General features: G+C 72.3%; 14 protein-coding genes and 1 tRNA gene. 9 read left to right on the top strand and 6 right to left on the bottom strand.

The window, feature by feature from the left end; genetic code table 11:
* Nucleotides 1-61: 61 nt before the first annotated feature.
* Complete coding sequence (locus AQI94_RS35090; RefSeq protein WP_031050267.1) at nucleotides 62-3,925, bottom strand: Pls/PosA family non-ribosomal peptide synthetase; 3,864 nt, start codon at nucleotides 3,923-3,925, stop codon at nucleotides 62-64.
* A 303-nt stretch (nucleotides 3,926-4,228) separates the two neighbouring features.
* Nucleotides 4,229-4,313, bottom strand: a tRNA-Leu gene (locus AQI94_RS35095).
* A gap of 197 nt (nucleotides 4,314-4,510) precedes the next feature.
* Between AQI94_RS35095 and AQI94_RS35100 the strand changes: the two genes are divergently transcribed.
* The 3 genes from AQI94_RS35100 to AQI94_RS46475 all read left to right on the top strand — a co-directional run bounded on the left by AQI94_RS35100 (nucleotide 4,511) and on the right by AQI94_RS46475 (nucleotide 7,192).
* Entirely contained in the window at nucleotides 4,511-5,836 is a 1,326-nt protein-coding gene (locus tag AQI94_RS35100) for a M20/M25/M40 family metallo-hydrolase (protein WP_031050265.1), read from the top strand.
* A gap of 146 nt (nucleotides 5,837-5,982) precedes the next feature.
* Nucleotides 5,983-6,216, top strand: a complete 234-nt coding sequence (chpH, locus tag AQI94_RS35105; RefSeq protein ID WP_007380902.1) for a chaplin ChpH — start codon at nucleotides 5,983-5,985, stop codon at nucleotides 6,214-6,216.
* 148 nt (nucleotides 6,217-6,364) lie between these two features.
* Nucleotides 6,365-7,192, top strand: coding sequence for a chaplin (locus AQI94_RS46475; RefSeq protein ID WP_062230112.1), 828 nt, complete (start codon nucleotides 6,365-6,367; stop codon nucleotides 7,190-7,192).
* 61 nt (nucleotides 7,193-7,253) lie between these two features.
* Here the strand turns inward: AQI94_RS46475 and AQI94_RS35115 are convergent, their stop codons facing one another.
* A complete protein-coding gene (locus AQI94_RS35115; RefSeq protein WP_007380901.1) occupies nucleotides 7,254-7,442 on the bottom strand; it encodes a DUF5703 family protein in 189 nt (62 codons plus the stop codon).
* 47 nt (nucleotides 7,443-7,489) lie between these two features.
* Between AQI94_RS35115 and AQI94_RS35120 the strand changes: the two genes are divergently transcribed.
* Nucleotides 7,490-8,161: a hypothetical protein gene (locus AQI94_RS35120; protein ID WP_031054157.1), complete on the top strand. Its 672-nt coding sequence runs from the start codon at nucleotides 7,490-7,492 to the stop codon at nucleotides 8,159-8,161.
* 62 nt (nucleotides 8,162-8,223) lie between these two features.
* Here AQI94_RS35120 and AQI94_RS35125 read toward each other — a convergent pair whose 3' ends face one another.
* Together AQI94_RS35125 and AQI94_RS35130 are read right to left on the bottom strand one after the other, a co-directional pair.
* Nucleotides 8,224-10,431 (bottom strand): ATP-dependent DNA helicase, encoded by a 2,208-nt coding sequence (locus AQI94_RS35125; protein ID WP_062230114.1) that lies wholly within the window; start codon nucleotides 10,429-10,431, stop codon nucleotides 8,224-8,226.
* Complete coding sequence (locus AQI94_RS35130) at nucleotides 10,428-11,411, bottom strand: aldo/keto reductase (RefSeq protein WP_031041322.1); 984 nt, start codon at nucleotides 11,409-11,411, stop codon at nucleotides 10,428-10,430. The genes AQI94_RS35125 and AQI94_RS35130 overlap by 4 nt, the downstream gene beginning before the upstream one ends.
* Before the next feature lie 175 nt (nucleotides 11,412-11,586).
* On the opposite strand from AQI94_RS35130, the gene AQI94_RS35135 reads away from it, so the two are divergent.
* A complete protein-coding gene (locus AQI94_RS35135) occupies nucleotides 11,587-12,642 on the top strand; it encodes an LLM class F420-dependent oxidoreductase (RefSeq protein WP_031041320.1) in 1,056 nt (351 codons plus the stop codon).
* 225 nt (nucleotides 12,643-12,867) lie between these two features.
* Entirely contained in the window at nucleotides 12,868-13,656 is a 789-nt protein-coding gene (locus AQI94_RS35140; RefSeq protein WP_031041319.1) for a ferritin-like domain-containing protein, read from the top strand.
* 7 nt (nucleotides 13,657-13,663) lie between these two features.
* Here AQI94_RS35140 and corA read toward each other — a convergent pair whose 3' ends face one another.
* Nucleotides 13,664-14,659: a magnesium/cobalt transporter CorA gene (gene corA, locus AQI94_RS35145; RefSeq protein WP_031041317.1), complete on the bottom strand. Its 996-nt coding sequence runs from the start codon at nucleotides 14,657-14,659 to the stop codon at nucleotides 13,664-13,666.
* Between the two features lie 62 nt (nucleotides 14,660-14,721).
* Here corA and AQI94_RS35150 point away from each other — a divergent pair, with 62 nt between their 5' ends.
* The 3 genes from AQI94_RS35150 to AQI94_RS35160 all read left to right on the top strand — a co-directional run bounded on the left by AQI94_RS35150 (nucleotide 14,722) and on the right by AQI94_RS35160 (nucleotide 16,880).
* On the top strand, nucleotides 14,722-15,408 hold the full coding sequence (locus tag AQI94_RS35150; protein WP_031041313.1) for a histidine phosphatase family protein: 687 nt from the start codon (nucleotides 14,722-14,724) through the stop codon (nucleotides 15,406-15,408).
* A gap of 105 nt (nucleotides 15,409-15,513) precedes the next feature.
* Nucleotides 15,514-16,104 (top strand): DUF3090 domain-containing protein, encoded by a 591-nt coding sequence (locus AQI94_RS35155; protein WP_031041310.1) that lies wholly within the window; start codon nucleotides 15,514-15,516, stop codon nucleotides 16,102-16,104.
* Complete coding sequence (locus AQI94_RS35160; RefSeq protein ID WP_199814304.1) at nucleotides 16,068-16,880, top strand: SCO1664 family protein; 813 nt, start codon at nucleotides 16,068-16,070, stop codon at nucleotides 16,878-16,880. Before AQI94_RS35155 ends, AQI94_RS35160 begins: the two co-directional genes overlap by 37 nt.
* The last annotated feature ends 24 nt before the right edge of the window (nucleotides 16,881-16,904 follow it).

The following is a 16,904-nucleotide window of genomic DNA, read 5'->3' on the forward strand; positions in this document are numbered from 1 at the left end:
TGCGCCGCGTTGCCACTCGGATCCGCCGGTACACCGCTCACCGACTTCGAGTGGCCCGCATTCAGGGCCGCCATGCCTCGATCGGGTTGCCGAGCCAGCGGGTGTCGTCCGGTACGGACTCCGCGGCCATGACGAGCGACGCGGGGCCCAGCGTGGTGCGGGCCCCGATCGTGCTGCCGGGCAGCACGATCCCGCCAGGGCCCAGCGTGGCGCCCTCACGGAGCACCACAGTATCCGTCCGCAAGATCCGGTCGTGGAAGAGGTGGGTCTGGAGCACACAGCCGCGGTTCACGGTCGCCCCGTCCTCCAGCGTCACCAGGTCGGTCTCCGGCAGCCAGTAGCTCTCCACCCAGACGCCCCGGCCGATCTTCGCACCGAGCCCGCGCAGCCACGCCGTCAGCACCGGCGTACCGGGCACCGCGCCCGCCAGCCACGGCACGGCCAGCACCTCGACGAAGGTGTCGGCGAGTTCGTTGCGCCACACGAAGCCGCTCCACAGCGGGTGCTCCCCACTGCGGTGCCGTCCCACGAGCGCCCACTTGGCGACCATCGACACCAGCCCGGCGACCGCACCGGCCGCGAGCAGCACGACCCCGGCCAGCGGCCAGGCCCACGGCCCCAGCGCACACAGCGCCGCCACCGTCAGCACGCCGAGCCCCGCCGAGCAGAACACGGGCAGGATCCGGCACAGCTCCACCAGTCCGCGCGCCCACAGCAGCCCCGCCGAGGGCTCGTACGTCCGGCTCTGGTCGCTGTCGGCCGAACTGCGCGGCAGCTTCACCGGCGGCAGCCCCAGATACGAGGTGCCCTTCTTCGCCTTCTTCGGCGTCGCCGAGAGCACCCCGACCAGCCCGCCGTCCGGCACGGTCCGCCCCGGCGCGGTCATCCCCGAGTTCCCGAGGAACGCCCGCCGCCCGATCTCGGCCCGCCCGATCCTGACCCAGCCGCCCCCCAGCTCGAACGGCGCGGTCAGCGTGTCGTCGGCGAGGAACGCGCCCTCGCCGACCGTCGTCAGGCTCGGCAGCGCCAGCACGGTCGACACCTCGGCACCCCGCCCGATCCGCATCCCGAGCAGCCGCAGCCACACCGGCGTGACCAGCCCGGCGTACAGCGGGAACAGCGTCTCGCGCGAGCGGTCCATCAGCTGCGTCACGGTCCACGCCTGCCACCCGACCCGGCTGTGCGTGGGGTACGTCCCCTCGCGCAGCCCCAGGCTCAGCAGCCGTACGGCGACCAGGAGCAGCAGCGCGTAGGCCAGCCCGAAGGAGAGCGTGGCCGGGACGAGGGCGAGGAAGGCACCCTTCAGGGGCGCGTACGCGGCCAGGAACGGCCGGGCGGCCAGGAAGGCCGCGCCGCCCGCCAGCACCGGGAGCATGCTCATGGAGAAGCCGGTCAGGCCGTACATCACCCGCCAGTACGTCCCCCGCGCCGGCCGCTCCTTCGGCCAGTTCCGCTTGGCCTTGCCGAGCTTGACCGCGGGCGCGCCCGCCCAGCGCTGCCCGGTCGGGATCTGGCCGGTGACCGCCGAACCCGGTGCCACCTCGGCCCGCTTGCCGACCCGGGCGCCCGGGAAGAGCATGCTGCGCGTACCGACGACGGCGTGCGCGCCCACCTTGACCTGGCCGATCTCCAGCCGGTCGCCGTCCAGCCACCAGCCCGACAGGTCCACCTCGGACTCCACGGCGGCGCCCCGGCCCAGCTTGAGCATGCCGGTGACCGGCGGCAGCGAGTGCAGGTCCACGTCCGGACCGATCTTGGCCCCGAGCGCCCGCGCGTACCGCTCCAGCCAGGAGCCGGTCAGCGATGTCGCCCCGGTGAACTCGGAGAGCCGCTCGGCGGTCCACAGCCGCAGATGGACGCTGCCGCCACGCGGGTGACGGCCGGGCCGGAGGCCGCGCAGCAGCAGCCGGGCCCCGCCCGCGGCGATCGCGAGCCGGCCGGGCGGGCTGAACAGCAGCAGGGCACCGGCCCCGACCAGCCACCACGAGGCGGACGGCAGCCAGGAGTACGGCAACAGGTTCCCGAGCGCGGCCAGCGGCACCAGCCAGCGCAGCCCCATCAGCGTGAACAGGGGGACCAGGACGAGGAGCTGGATCACCTGGGCCCGCACCGGCACCGGCGCGATCACCCGTGCCGCCCCGTCGTCCTGCGCGGACCTCTCCAGGTGCCGGGCCAGCTTCCGCAGGGTGGGCTGCTGGTAGATGTCGAGGACGGCGGCGCTCGGGTAGCGGGTGCGCAGCCGGGTGGTCAGCTGGGCGGCGGCCAGGCTGCTGCCGCCGATCGCGAAGAAGTCGTCGCGCGCGCTGGAGACCGGAATGCCGAGGACTTCCGCCCACTGCTCGGCGAGCCAGGCCTCGGTGCCGTACAGCTCCTCCGCGGGACCGCCGGTGTCGAGCTCCGCCAGGGGCCACGGCAGCGCGTTGCGGTCCACCTTGCCGGAGGTCCGGGTCGGCAGGTCGTCGACGGGGGCGAGCAACGGCACCAGCGCGGCGGGCAGTTCGGCCCGCAGCCGCTCCACGGCCGTCGCGTGGTCCCAGCCGTCCTGCGTGACGACGTAGCCGACGAGGAGCTGGTTGCCGCTGCGGGCGGTGCGCACGGCGGCGGCCGCGCCCGCGACTCCCGGCAGCGCCTGGAGCGCCGCGTCGACCTCGCCCAGCTCGATCCGCCGGCCACCGAGCTTGATCTGCTCGTCGGCCCGCCCGAGGAAGACCAGCCCCTCGGGCTCCGCCTTCACGAGGTCACCGCTGCGGTACGCCCGCTCCCAGCCCAGCGACTTCAGCGGCGCGTACTTCTCCGCGTCCTTCTCGGCGTCCAGGTACCGGGCCAGACCGACCCCGCCGATCACCAGCTGCCCGCTCGCGCCCATCGGCACGGGATCCCCGGCCTCGTCGACGACGGCCAGCTCCCAGCCGTCCAGCGGCAGCCCGATCCGGATCGGCTCCGCGCCGCTCATCAGCGACGCGCAGGCCACCACGGTCGCCTCGGTGGGCCCGTAGGTGTTCCACACCTCACGCCCCTCCGTCACCAGCCGCTGCGTCAGCTCGGGCGGACAGGCCTCACCGCCGAAGATCAGCAGCCGTACGTCGTTGAGGGTCTCGGGCTCCCACAGCGCGGCCAGTGTCGGCACCGTGGAGACCACGGTGATCTCCTGCTCGACCAGCCAGGGCCCGAGGTCGGCGCCGCTGCGGACCTGGGAACGCGGCACCGGCACCAGAGTGGCCCCGTACCGCCACGCCAGCCACATCTCCTCGCAGGAGGCGTCGAAGGCGACCGACAGCCCCGCCATGACCCTGTCACCGGGACCGATGGGGTCGTCGGTGAGGAACAGCGCGGCCTCGGCGTCCACGAAGGCGGCGGCGCTGCGGTGCGAGACGGCGACGCCCTTGGGCTTGCCGGTGGAGCCGGAGGTGAAGATGATCCACGCGTCGTGCTCGATGCCGGGCCGGGCGGCGGGGGCCGTACCGGACCCGTGGACGGTCAGCTCGTGCCCGGCGCCGAGGACGGCCCGCACCTCGGCCTCCCCGAAGACCAGCTCGGCCCGCTCGTCGGGGTCCTCGGCGTCGACGGGAACGTAGGCGGCACCGGCGGCGAGCACGGCGAGGATCGCGACGTAGAGGTCATTGGTACCGGAAGGCACCCGGACCCCCACCCGATCGCCGAGCCCGACCCCGGCCGCGGCCAGCCGCCGCCGCAGCCGCTCGACCTCGACGGCCAGGGCCCGGTAGGTGAGCTGGGTCGCCCCGTCGTCCAGGGCTAGCTCGTCGGGGTAGGACCGCACGGACGCGTCGAACACGTCGACGAGGGTGCGCGGGGAGGCCGCGGGGCCCCCGGAGAAACGGGCGGTGTCACCGAACTGTGCGCGGATCTCAGCGCTGAACTCTTCGTTGAGCAGGCCGAGAGCGCTGCTCTCGTCTATGGCTGCCATCGGTCCTCGCGTCTCGATCCCGGGCCTCCGGGGCGCTGGCGGGCCCGCAGGTCTGCCTGGGGTTGTCCGGCTCCAGCTCGTAACAAGCCGGAAATTTTAGTACGAACCTAGGCCCGCCCCACGTGATCGGCCATCCGGAAGGCGCCGTTCGGGGTGCTTCACACCCACCTGCCCCTGTCGTGACCTGCGGATCTTCACTGCCAAGAGAGATCGCCCACACTGTGCGTGAGGAGGGGCGCGTCATGCGCGCTCACCGGAAAACACGAACGGTGCCGGCCGAAGATCGGCCAGCACCGTTACTTGTGTCCGAGGGGGGACTTGAACCCCCACGCCCGATAAAGGGCACTAGCACCTCAAGCTAGCGCGTCTGCCATTCCGCCACCCGGACAAGGTGTCTGTCGTGCGGGGTTTCCCTCGCGGCGACGAAGGAAACATTACCAGGCTTTCGACAGGGCCCGATCACCCCCCGGCTCCGCCCGGAACGCGCGTGAACGACGTGTGACGGGCCGGGTCCGGTCTTGGGGCCGACCGGGTCGCGGAGAGAGGATGAGGGCAACCACCAGCAGTGACAGCGGGAGGAACAGCGTGAGCGACACGGACACGGCCAGGGGCGTCACCGGCGAGGACGAGGTCGTGGACCTCTGCCGCGAGCTGATCCGCTTCGACACCAGCAACTACGGCGACCACTCCGGCCCCGGCGAGCGCAAGGCGGCCGAGTGGGTCGCGGAGAAGCTCGCGGAAGTGGGGCTCGACCCGCAGATCTTCGAGTCGCACCCGGGCCGCGCCTCCACCGTGGCCAGGATCGCGGGTGAGGACCCGACCCGGCCGGCCCTGCTGATCCACGGCCACCTCGACGTCGTACCGGCCAACGCGCAGGACTGGACCCACGACCCCTTCTCCGGCGAGGTCGCGGACGGGTGCGTGTGGGGGCGGGGCGCGGTCGACATGAAGGACATGGACGCGATGACCCTGGCGGTCGTGCGCGACCGGCTGCGCAGCGGCCGCAGGCCGCCGAGGGACATCGTCCTCGCCTTCCTCGCCGACGAGGAGGCGGGCGGCACGTTCGGCGCCCGGCACCTCGTCGACCACCACCCCGACCTGTTCGAGGGCGTCACCGAGGCGATCAGCGAGGTGGGCGGCTTCTCCTTCACGGTGAACGAGCAGCGCCGGCTCTATCTGATCCAGACGGCCGAGAAGGGCATGCACTGGATGAAGTTGACCGTGGCCGGCACCGCCGGGCACGGCTCGATGATCCACCGCGACAACGCCATCACCGAACTGTCGGAGGCGGTCGCACGCCTCGGCCGGCACAGGTTCCCGGTGCGGGTCACCAAGACCACCCGGGCCTTCCTCGACGAGCTCGGCGACGCGCTGGGCACCGAGCTGGACCCGGAGGACATGGAGGGCACGCTCGCCCGGCTCGGCGGTATCGCCAAGCTCATCGGCGCGACCCTCAGCAACACCGCCAACCCCACCCAGCTCGGCGCCGGCTACAAGGTCAACGTCATCCCGGGCGAGGCCACCGCGCACGTCGACGGGCGCTTCCTGCCCGGCTTCGAGGAGGAGTTCCTCGCCGACCTCGACAAGATCCTCGGCCCCAAGGTCAGGCGCGAGGACGTGCACTCCGACAAGGCCGTCGAGACCACCTTCGACGGCGCCCTCGTCGACGCCATGCAGTCCGCCCTGGTCGCCGAGGACCCGGCCGCCAAGGCGATCCCCTACATGCTCTCCGGCGGCACCGACGCCAAGTCCTTCGACGAGCTCGGCATCCGCGGCTTCGGTTTCGCGCCGCTCAAGCTGCCCCCGGAGCTGGACTTCGCCGGGATGTTCCACGGTGTCGACGAGCGGGTGCCGGTGGACGGCCTCAAGTTCGGCGTGCGGGTTCTCGACCGGTTCATCGACGCGAGCTGACATGTGTTGACGCCCTTATTCGGCCGCGCGTACGAGATTGGCCGGGAAGGGTGAATGCGCTCATAAGCTCGTATCCCCAATACTCCCTCCTCGTTACAGGTGACGTGATCCGCTACTTGGGGTCGCATTGCCTACAAGGAGGAACAATGATCAAGAAGGTCGTCGCCGCTGCGGCTGCCACTGGTGGCCTGGTTCTCGCGGGCGCGGGCCTTGCCGTCGCCGATGCGGGTGCGCAGGGTGCCGCTGTGGGCTCCCCGGGTGTGCTGTCCGGCAATGTCGTGCAGGTTCCCGTTCACGTCCCGGTGAACGTCTGCGGCAACACGGTCTCCGTGATCGGCCTGCTGAACCCTGCCTTCGGCAACACCTGCATCAACAAGTGACGTTGTGCCTCGCCCTTAGTTAACAGGGATGAGCCGTCGGCCCCGGAGTGCAAGCCATGCGCTCCGGGGCCGACCGGCCTTTTCGCAAAGAAAAGGAACCGCGACACAGCGGAATTTCGAGACAAGGTCGAAAGCAGGTATTGGGTACATGCGACAAGTCACCCGCAAGGGCCTGATGACGGTGGCGGCCGCCACCGGCGTGATCGCCGCCGCAGGAGGCGCCGCCCACGCGGACGCGGGCGCGAGCGGATCAAGCGCGAACTCTCCCGGCGTGCTGTCGGGCAACACGGTGTCGGCGCCGGTGCACGCACCGGTGAACGCGTGCGGCAACACCGTGAACGTCGTCGGGGTCCTCAACCCCGCGATGGGCAACAGCTGCGCCAACAAGGGCGGCGGCGGGGTCCCCGGCGGACACGGCAACCCGGGCGGCTCCGGAGGGCACCGCGGCGGTCACGGCGGACACGGGCACGGCGGCCACGGAGCCCCCGGTTCCGGCGGCTCCGGGGGCTCGCACGCCGGCGGTCACACCGGTGGCTCACCCGGCGTGGGCTCCGGCAACCACGTCGAGGCGCCGATCGACGTCCCGGTGAACGCCTGCGGCAACAGCGTCGACGTCATCGGCATCGGTAACCCGGCCATGGGCAACGACTGCGGCAGCGGCCCCGGCGGCGGGCACCACACCCCGCCCGGATCGCCGGGACACCCCGGCACCCCCGCGCAGCCCGGCAACCCGGGGCACCCCGGCGACCCGGTGGAGCCCGGCCACCCCGGTTCCCCGGCCACCCCGCCCGCGGCGGGCGGCGGGGCCCCGGGCAGCGGCAACCACCCCGGTACCCAGACGGTCACCCAGCCCCTGGGCAGCGCGCAGCTGGCACAGACCGGCAGCGACCTGCCGATCGGGCTGGTGCTCCCGGCCGGCGCCGGGGCGCTGCTGGCGGGCGCGGTGCTCTACCGCAGGGCACGGGCCTCGGCCTAGGACATACCGCGTGCAACGGAGCGGGCCCCGCCTCGGCGGGGCCCGCTCCGTTCGTGCTGTCTCACCACGTGGCACGCACCTGGCGGATGATCCGCCGGCGCAACCGCACCCTGCGGCTGCCGTCGCGCATCAGACTCAGTCGGTCCAACTCCCAGTGTCCGTACTCGGCATGGTCCGTCAGCAGACGTGTGGCGTCCTTGCGGGAGACCCCCCGCGGTACGTACACGTCGACAAATTCGTATTCCGGCATCGCATCTATTGTGCGGGCCGGGGCCCGCTACGGATAGCGTCTGCACTATGTCTGATGCTGTGCAGCCCACCGCTGCCGAGGTACGTGCCGCCGCCGAGGCGGTCAAGACCGCGCTCGACCGCCACCTGGCCGCGGTCGAACGCAGGTCGGGGGAGGACGACCCCGCCGTCTACGAGGCCTTCAACGAACTGGCCGCGGCCGCCGAGGTGTACGACGAGCTGCTCTACGACCGCTACGACGAGGTCACCCCCTTCGAGATCCCCGGCGCCGAGGACGCCCCGCCGTACACCGGCCCCGAGGAGCCGAACGCGCTGAGCGTGCTGATCCGCCGTGACTACGCCGTGGTGGAGCCGCAGCGGCTGCTGGCGCAGGCCCAGCGGGTCGAGGCGGCCGACGAGGGGCTCGGCACGGAGGCCTCCGGCACGGTGCACGGTGCGCTGGAAGTGCTGTTCGGCGAGTTCGAGCCCGACGAGATCGCCTCCCGGCACAAGGAGTTCGGTCTTGAGGAGGGCGATTCCACGCTGTGGGTGACCGCGGCGGACGAACCGGCCGAGCCCGGCGAGTGGCTGGAGACGCCGTTCGAGCAGGTCGACGTCGAGCGGGTGGTGTGCCGGTTCGATGTCAGCGCGGTGTTCGACGACGAGGACGACCTGGACGACGCCGACGGGCCCGACGTCGAGGGCGAGGACCTGGAGCCCCTGGACGTGGATCGTCGCTGAGGCGAGGGAGTGAGCGCGGCCCCGGAGGACGATCTCCGGGGCCGCGCTCCGTTTCGGTCCGCTCAGCCGGGCGTCGGCGTCTGTGCCCCGAGGAGGACGGGCAGCCGGGTCGTCCGCGGCTTGGCCGGGATCTCGGCGACCGCCCTCGGGAGGGCCTGCTCCGCGCCGTGCACCACGGACAGGTGGCGCTCCGCCCTGCCGAACGCCGTGTAGACCCAGGGCCGGCTGAGGGCCTGCGCCGCGTCCCCGGGCAGCACCACGACCGCCGCGGGCCAGCGGCCGCCCACCGCCTGGTGCGCGGTCAGGGCCCAGCCGTGCCGCACGGACTGCTCCACCCGCTCCTTCGGTACGACCACGGGCTCACCGGAGCACATCAGGTGCAGGCCGTCCGCGTCGGCCTTCACCACCTGGCCCGGGAGCGTGCGGCCCGGTGCGGGGGAGTGGACGACACGGTCACCGGGGTCGAATCCGCCGAACCTGCCGGGGCCGGGGTTCAGGCGCTCCTTCAGGGCCGCGTTGAGGACGCGGGTGCCGGCGGCGCCGCCGTGGCCCGGGGTGATCACCTGGGTCTCCTCGGCGGGGACCCCGATCGCCCTCGGCACCGAGTCGGCGACCAGTTGCACGGTCCGGTGCACGGCCTCGCCCGCGTCCCGCACCGGCACGATCACGACCTCCTTGCCGGGGGCCTCGACCTGGTTCAGCTCACCGATGCCGATCCCGGAGACCAGCTCGCCCAGCGGTCCCGGGTCCGGCTTCCGCGAGGCGACCTGCGGACAGATCCGCGCGCCGAGCAGATCGGCGAACACCCGCCCGGGCCCCGCCGACCACAGCACCGCCGGATCCCCGCCCAGCACCAGCCGCGCCCCGTCCGGCAAGGACTCCACGAGCAGCGCGGCCGTCTCGACGTCCAGCTGAGGCGCGTCGAGCACGACGAGCAGGTCGAGATCGAACGCCCCGTCGGCGTCCCGGCCCGGCCCCTCGGCACCGGAGAGGAGTCCGGCGACGGTGGTGACCTGCCGGGCGGAGTCGTCGCTGGCGAGCAGGGCGCCGAAGCGGTCCCGGCCAAGAGGGCTGTGCGTGGCCGCCCACGACCGCAACCCCAGCCCGCGCGCCGCCACCAGCAGGGCCGCCGGTTCGGTCAGGGACGCCTCGCCGCCGGTGTGCAGGACCAGTCCGCCCGCCGCGACCGCGCGGATCAGCTCGGCGGCCGAGCCCTCGGCCGACGCCGCGGCGCGCTCCCAGTCCTCGGCCGAACCGTCCTCCTTGGGCACGGAGTTGATCAGCCGGGCCAGTCCGTCGGCGAGACTCTCCTCCGCGAGGGCGTACCTTTCGAGCCCGACCAGGATGCGGACCGGCCGCTCCGCCCCCTCCTCGTCGTCCTCCGCGGGCTCCGGAGCCGCCGGGTCGAGGGCGTCCTGGAAGACCAGGGCCTCGGCCTCGGCGATCGTGCTCTGCACGGCCGCGTCGGCGTCCGGCACGCCCCGCTGGACCAGCGCGGCCACGAGGGCCGGCATCTCCAGCACGGTGTGCCCGGCCAGCGCCGCCTGCTCCAGGAGCCAGACGGTGACCGCGCGCCCCCGCCGCTCGTCGTCCGGCGCGCACTGCGCGCCGAGGAGCGCCCGCGCGAACCCGTCGGCCTGCTCGGGCCGTACACCCGGCACCCGCAGCAACTGCCAGGGATCCGCCCGCAGTCGGTCGTCGGCCCCTTCCCCGAGGGCCGCGGCGACCTGTGCCGCGAGGTTCTCCGGCGCCCCGCCCTCGGCCAGCACACCCCGTACGGCCTCCACGGCCTCCGGCGCGGGCACGCCGACGGAACCGCCGACCCCGGGGGCCTCCACCCGCACCGGCCGGGGCCGCACCGGCTCCTGGGCGGGCCGACGGGGTGCCTCGGGTTCGCTGAAGACGGCGGCCACGGGCTTCTCCCCGCTCTCCACCGCCCGTACGGCGGCCAGGAGATCGGCCGCCGTCCCGCTGAGCTTGGCCCCGCTCGCGACCGGCCCCTGCTTCTCGGCCTTGCGCCGGGCGATCCGCTCCCGCTCGATCCGCTGCGCCGCCAACTCGGCCTCGGCCTCGGACAACCGCGCCTTCTCCGCGCCGTCCGCATCGGCGCCGGCGGCGTCACCGCCCTCGCCCGCCTCGGTCCCCGGTTCCTCGCTCACGCTGTCACCGGCGCCGCCCCCGGCCGACTCCGCCGTGCCCGCTCCACCGCCCCCCGCGCCGTCCGCCTCCTGCTCGGGCGCTTCCTCCGTGCCCTCCGGCTCCGTGCTCACAGCGTGCTCCAGTCGTGATCGGGATAGCGGTGCACGGGCGCCGACACATCGTCGAGCGCCCGGCAGATCTCGTCAGGAAGACTAAGGGCCTCCACTGACAATGCCGCCGTGAGCTGCTGCGAGTTGCGCGCGCCGACGATCGGCGCGGTCACCCCCGGCCGGTCACGGACCCATGCGAGGGCCACCTGGAGCGGCGTCACCGCGAGTCCGTCCGCCGCCGTGGTCACCGCCTCCACGATGTGGCTCGCGGTGTCGTCGAGGTACGGAGCGACGAACGGCGCCAGATGCTCCGAGGCCCCTCGCGAGTCGGCCGGGGTGGCGTTGCGGTACTTGCCCGTCAGGACGCCACGGCCCAGCGGCGAGGAGGGCAGCAGCCCGATGCCCAGGTCGAGCGCGGCCGGCAGGACCTCCCGCTCGATGCCGCGCTGCAGCAGCGAGTACTCCAGCTGGGTGGCGGCCAGCCGGGTCCGCGTGCCGGGCGCGGCAAGCTGCCAGGTACCCGCCTTGGCGAGCTGCCAGCCGCAGAAGTTGGAGACCCCGGCATAGCGGGCGCGACCGCTGCTGACGGCCACGTCGAGCGCCTGGAGCGTCTCCTCCAGCGGGGTGCAGGGGTCGTAGGAGTGGATGTGCCACACGTCGACGTAGTCCGTGCCGAGCCGGGCCAGCGAGTCGTCCAGCGCGGAGAGCAGATGGCCGCGCGAGCCGTCGACGCGGACGTCCGGGTCGGGCACGCTGCCCGCCTTCGTGGAGATGACCAGGTCCCGGCGCGGGACCAGGCCTTCTATCAGGCGCCCGAGCAGATATTCGGCCTCCCCGTCGCCGTACACGTCCGCCGTGTCGACCAGCGTGCCGCCCGCCTCCCAGAACGTTTTCAGGAGGTCCGCCGCGTCGTGCTCGTCGGTGTCCCTGCCCCAGGTCAGGGTGCCGAGTCCGATGCGGGACACGCGCAGGCCGGTACGGCCGAGATGCCTCTGCTCCATGGACGCCGAGATTACTGGCCAGAACCTGTCGCGTGGGGGCCTGTGGACAACGGATTCAGACAGGTGCGCGGTGAGGGTCGCCAGGTCACCGGCACGGACCGCGGCCTGCCCCGGACAGTCCGGCCGCGCTATGGTCTGCGACAAGGACGTTACTGATCGGTAAGGGGAATCGGCCATGCAGCTCGGGATCAACCTCGGCTACTGGGGCGCCGGAATGGACGCGGACAATCTCGCCGTCGCCCAGGAGGCCGACCGGCTCGGATACGCCGTCTGCTGGGCCGCCGAGGCCTACGGCTCGGACGCGGCCACCGTGCTCACCTGGGTCGCCGCCCAGACCGAGCGCATCGACGTCGGCTCGGCCATCTTCCAGATCCCGGCCCGCCAGCCGGCGATGACCGCGATGACCGCCGCCACCCTCGACTCCCTGTCCGGCGGCCGTTTCCGCCTCGGCCTCGGCGTCTCGGGCCCGCAGGTCTCCGAGGGCTGGTACGGCGTCAAGTTCGACAAGCCGCTGGCACGCACGCGTGAGTACGTGGAGATCGTCCGCAGGGCCATGTCGCGCGAGCGCCTCTCCTACGAGGGGCAGCACTGGACGCTGCCGCTGCCCGGCGGCCCCGGCAAGCCGATCAAGCTGACCGTGCACCCGGAGCGCGAGCACATCCCGCTGTACATCGCCGCGATCGGCCCGAAGAACCTGGAGCAGACCGGCGAGATCGCCGACGGCGCGCTGCTGATCTTCCCCTCCGCCGAGCACCTGGAGGACACCGCGATCCAGTACCTGCGGGCGGGGCGCGAGAAGGCCGGCAAGACCCTCGACGGGTTCGACGTCTGCCCGACCCTGCCGCTCGCCCTCGGCGAGGACAAGGACGTCAGCTCGCTCGCCGACACCTTCCGCCCCTACACCGCCCTGTACGTCGGCGGCATGGGCAGCCGCAAGCAGAACTTCTACAACCAGCTCGCCCAGCGCATGGGCTTCGAGGCGGCGGCCGCCGAGATCCAGGACAAGTACCTGGCCGGCGACAAGGACGGCGCCGCGGCCGCCGTCCCGCACGAGCTCATCGACAAGACCACCCTGCTCGGCTCCGTGGACCGCATCGCGGACCGTATGAAGCAGTACGCGGCGGCCGGCGTCACCACCCTGACCCTGGCCCCCGCCGGCTTCACCCTCGACGAGCGCCTCGCCTCGCTCCGCGCCGGCACCGAGGCCCTGGAGCGTGCCGGTCTCGCCTGACCGCCCTCCGGAAGCTCTACGGCCGTGGTGGGGGCTCGGGGGTCTTCCCCGCCACGGCCGTCACGTGATTCAACGCGCCCACGCCCGCGCGGTTACGCCCTCTGGCGACCCCGGTGGTCCTCCTTTTGGCGGAGTCGGCCGACACAGCTGTTGCAGCACCCCTCCCGCCGCATTTGACTCGTTCTTTGCGGATTGCCGCGGAGTCCGGCAGAGAGGTGCCTCACGATGCTTTCGGCCAAGAGTCTGTTCCAGGAGATCCTCGACCACGACGAGTCCTTCCGGCTGTTCTGCTCCATCGCGGCCAGCGGGGAGTCGCAGGGCGGCTGGGAGAACGCCCGCATCGCCGCTCTGGTGCCGCCGGGCGAACGCGAACTCGCCCCCAAGATCGCCCGGCACGGCGCCGACGAGGACAAGCACGGGCGGATCTTCAACGCCCTGATGAAGAAGCGCGGTCTCCAACCCGTCCCCGTCCCGCCGGAGACGGACTACACGATGCTCCTGGAGAAGCACGGCATCGGTCTCGCCCACGACAAGCTCAGCGGCGACGAGCCGCTGACCGTGCACGACATCGTCACCTACCTCGCCCACAGCCGTGTCACCGAACAGCGGGCCTCCGAGCAGATGGAGCTGCTGCGCAAGCACTTCGCCGACCACCCCGACCTCGGCCGGGCGGTACGGATGATCTCGGGCGACGAGGACAACCACCTCGCCTACTGCCACGAGGAACTGCTGCGCTTCGCCCGCGCCGGCCACGGCCGCGCCATCCAGCACACGCTCAGGGAATGCGCGCTGGCCGAGATCCGCGTCTACCGGGACGTCAGCCTCGCAGTGATGGCCCACATGGGACGCATCCTCGGCTGGTCCCGCGCCAAGTCCGCCGTCCTCGCCGCGGGCATCCACGGCGTCTACGCCTACGAACGCGCGGCGGGCTGGCGCCGCATGGTCTCCCTGAAGCCGCCGGAGCGCCGCGACGCCCTCGGCGGACCCGCCACCTCCGCCCCCGAGTTCGCCTGAGCACCCGCTACAGCCAGCCCCGGCGCTTGAACGTCCTGTACAGCAGCACTTCCAGCACGGCCATCAGCGCGATCACCGCCGGATACGCCCACACCCAGTGCAACTCGGGCATGTGGTCGAAGTTCATGCCGTAGATCCCCGCGATCATCGTGGGGATCGCCGCCATCGCCGCCCACGCCGAGATCTTCCGCATGTCGTCGTTCTGCCGGACGCTCATCTGCGCGAGATGCGCCGACAGCACGTCCGACACCAGCCGGTCCAGGCCCTCCACCGACTCGTTCACGCGCGCGAGATGGTCGTTGACGTCCCGGAAGAAGGGCCGTGCCTTGTCGTTCACGTACGGCACCGTCCCGCCGTACGCCCCCACGCCCGCGAGCCTGGTCAGCGGCATCGTGAGCGGCACGGTGGCCCGGCGGAACTCCAGGACCTGCCGCTTGAAGGTGTAGATCCGCGACGCGGTGCCCCGCGAACCGCCGCCGTCCGGCGAGAACACCTCCGCCTCCAGCTCCTCCAGGTCGGTCCCCAGCTCCGTCGCCACCTCCAGGTAGTGGTCCACGACGGCGTCGGCCACCGCGTACAGCACCGCGGTGGGCCCCTTGCCGAGCAGCTTCGGCTCCTGCTCCAGACGCTCGCGTACGGCCTTCAGCGGCGAGCCCACGCCATGACGGACCGTCACCACGAAGGCGTCGCCGAGGAAGAGCATGACCTCGCCGGTGGACACGGTGTCGCTGTCCGGCTCGTACACCACCGGCTTGAGGACCACGAACAGCGAGTCGTCGTACACCTCCAGTTTCGGCCGCTGATGCGCCTTGAGGGCGTCCTCCACCGCCAGCGGATGCAGGCCGAACTCCTTGGTGACCAGCTCGAACTCCTTCTCCGTCGGCTCGTGCAGCCCGATCCAGACGAACCCGCCCGCGAGCCGCGCCCGGTCCAGCGCGTCCGACAGGTCCTCGGGCCCCTCCGAACGGTGTCCCTCCCGGTAGATGGCACAGTCAACGATCACGGAGCGTATTCTCCCGTCGCTCGAAGGACGCCGCAGTCCGGCGTACGCCTACCCTGGGCCGCATGCCCACGTTGATCCTTGTCAGGCACGGACGATCCACCGCGAACACCGAGGGGCTGCTCGCCGGGTGGACGCCCGGGGTCGCCCTGGACGAGCGCGGCACCGCACAGGCCGCCTCGCTGCCCGGACGGCTCGCAGGGGTGCCGATCTCCGAGATCGTCGCCAGCCCCCTCCAGCGCTGCCAGGAAACGATTCAGCCGCTGCTCGACGCCCGCCCCGGCCTGCGGGCCCACAGCGAGGAGCGCATCGGGGAGTGCCACTACGGCGACTGGTCCGGGCGCAAGCTCGCCGAACTGATGGACGAGCCGCTCATGGAGGTCGTCCAGGCGCATCCGTCGGCGGCGGCGTTCCCGGGCGGCGAGTCCATGCGGGCCATGCAGACGCGCGCGGCGGAGGCCGTACGCGAGTGGAACGCGCGCGTGGAGCGCGATCACGGAGCCGACGCCGTCTATCTGATGTGCTCGCACGGCGACATCATCAAGTCGCTCGTCGCCGACGCACTGGGACTTCATCTCGACCTCTTCCAGAGGATCTCTGTCGAACCGTGTTCCATCACCGTCATCCGTTACACACGTCTGCGGCCCTTCCTCGTCCGCCTCGGCGACACCGGCGACTTCGCCTCCCTCGTGCCGCGCGAGGAGGCCGCGGGCGGTGACGCCCCGGTGGGTGGTGGTGCGGGCGCACCGTGATCGTCGGGCGCAGTAGGGTGAAGCGGTTCACACAAGCGCGTTGACGTACGGACGAGCCCGTCGTTCCCGTCGTTCCCGTATTCACGAATCCAATGGAGACAGGACGTGTCCCGTCAGGTGTTCCTCTTTGACCCGCCGGACCGCTTCGTGGCCGGCACGGTCGGACTGCCCGGACGCCGTACGTTCTTCCTCCAGGCCACGGCCGGCCCCAGAGTGACCAGCGTGGCCCTGGAGAAGACGCAGGTGGCCGCCCTCGCCGAGCGGATGGACGAACTCCTCGACGAGGTCGTGCGCCGCAGCGGCGGCAGCGCACCCGTGCCGGCCGTGCCGCCCACCGAGATCGCCGACACCGCGCCCCTGGACACCCCCGTCGAGGAGGAGTTCCGGGTCGGCACCATGGCCCTCGCCTGGGACGGCGAGGAGCAGCGCATGATCGTCGAGGCACAGGCCCTCGTGGAGCTGGAGGCCGAGTCCGAGGAGGACCTCGCCGAGGCCGAGGAGAGGCTCCTCCAGGACGAGGAGAACGGACCCCCGATGCTGCGGGTCCGCCTCACCGGCGCGCAGGCCCGGGCCTTCGCCAAACGCGCCCTCGACGTCGTCAACGCGGGGCGGCCGCCGTGCCCGCTGTGCAGCCTCCCGCTCGACCCGGAAGGACACGTATGTCCGCGCCAGAACGGATACCGCCGCGGAGCGTGACCACGGCAGAGGTGCTCGCCCGGGGCGAGCTGACGGTACGCGGGCAGATCCGGGACGCCTCCAACGCGGTGCTGCACTGCTCCGTCTCGTACGAGGGCCAGGAGGCCCTGTGCGTCTACAAGCCGGTCCGCGGCGAGCGCCCCCTGTGGGACTTCCCGGACGGCACCCTCGCCCAGCGCGAGGTCGCCTCGTACGAGGTGTCCGAGGCGACCGGCTGGGGCCTGGTGCCGCCCACCGTGCTGCGCGACGGGCCCTTCGGCGAGGGCATGTGCCAGCTGTGGATCGAGGGCGCGCCCGGCAGTGAGCTGCTCGCCCTGGTCGACGCCGAGGAGCCCGAGCCGGGCTGGAAGGCCATCGGCCTCGCCGAGGTCGGCGAGGGGAAGACCGCCCTCCTGGTGCACGCCGACGACGAGCGGCTGCGCAGGCTCGCCGTCCTCGACGCCGTGATCAACAACGCCGACCGCAAGGGCGGCCACCTGCTGCCCGCCGAGGGCGGCCGGCTCTACGGCATCGACCACGGTGTGACCTTCAACGTCGAGAACAAGCTGCGGACCCTGCTGTGGGGCTGGGCGGGCGAACCGCTGACGGGGGAGGCGGTCGACGTCCTCAAAGGCCTCAGAGAGGCCCTGTCGGGCGCCTTGGCCGCCCGGCTCGCCACCCTGATCACCCCCGCCGAGATCGACGCCACGCGCGCGCGTGTCGACGCGCTGCTGGACTCCGGGAAGCACCCGGAGCCGAGCGGTGAGTGGCCCGCCATTCCCTGGCCACCCGTTTGACGTGCCACTGCACAAGGGGCCGTA

It is taken from the genome of Streptomyces pseudovenezuelae (genome assembly GCF_001513955.1).
GTDB lineage: Bacteria > Actinomycetota > Actinomycetes > Streptomycetales > Streptomycetaceae > Streptomyces > Streptomyces pseudovenezuelae.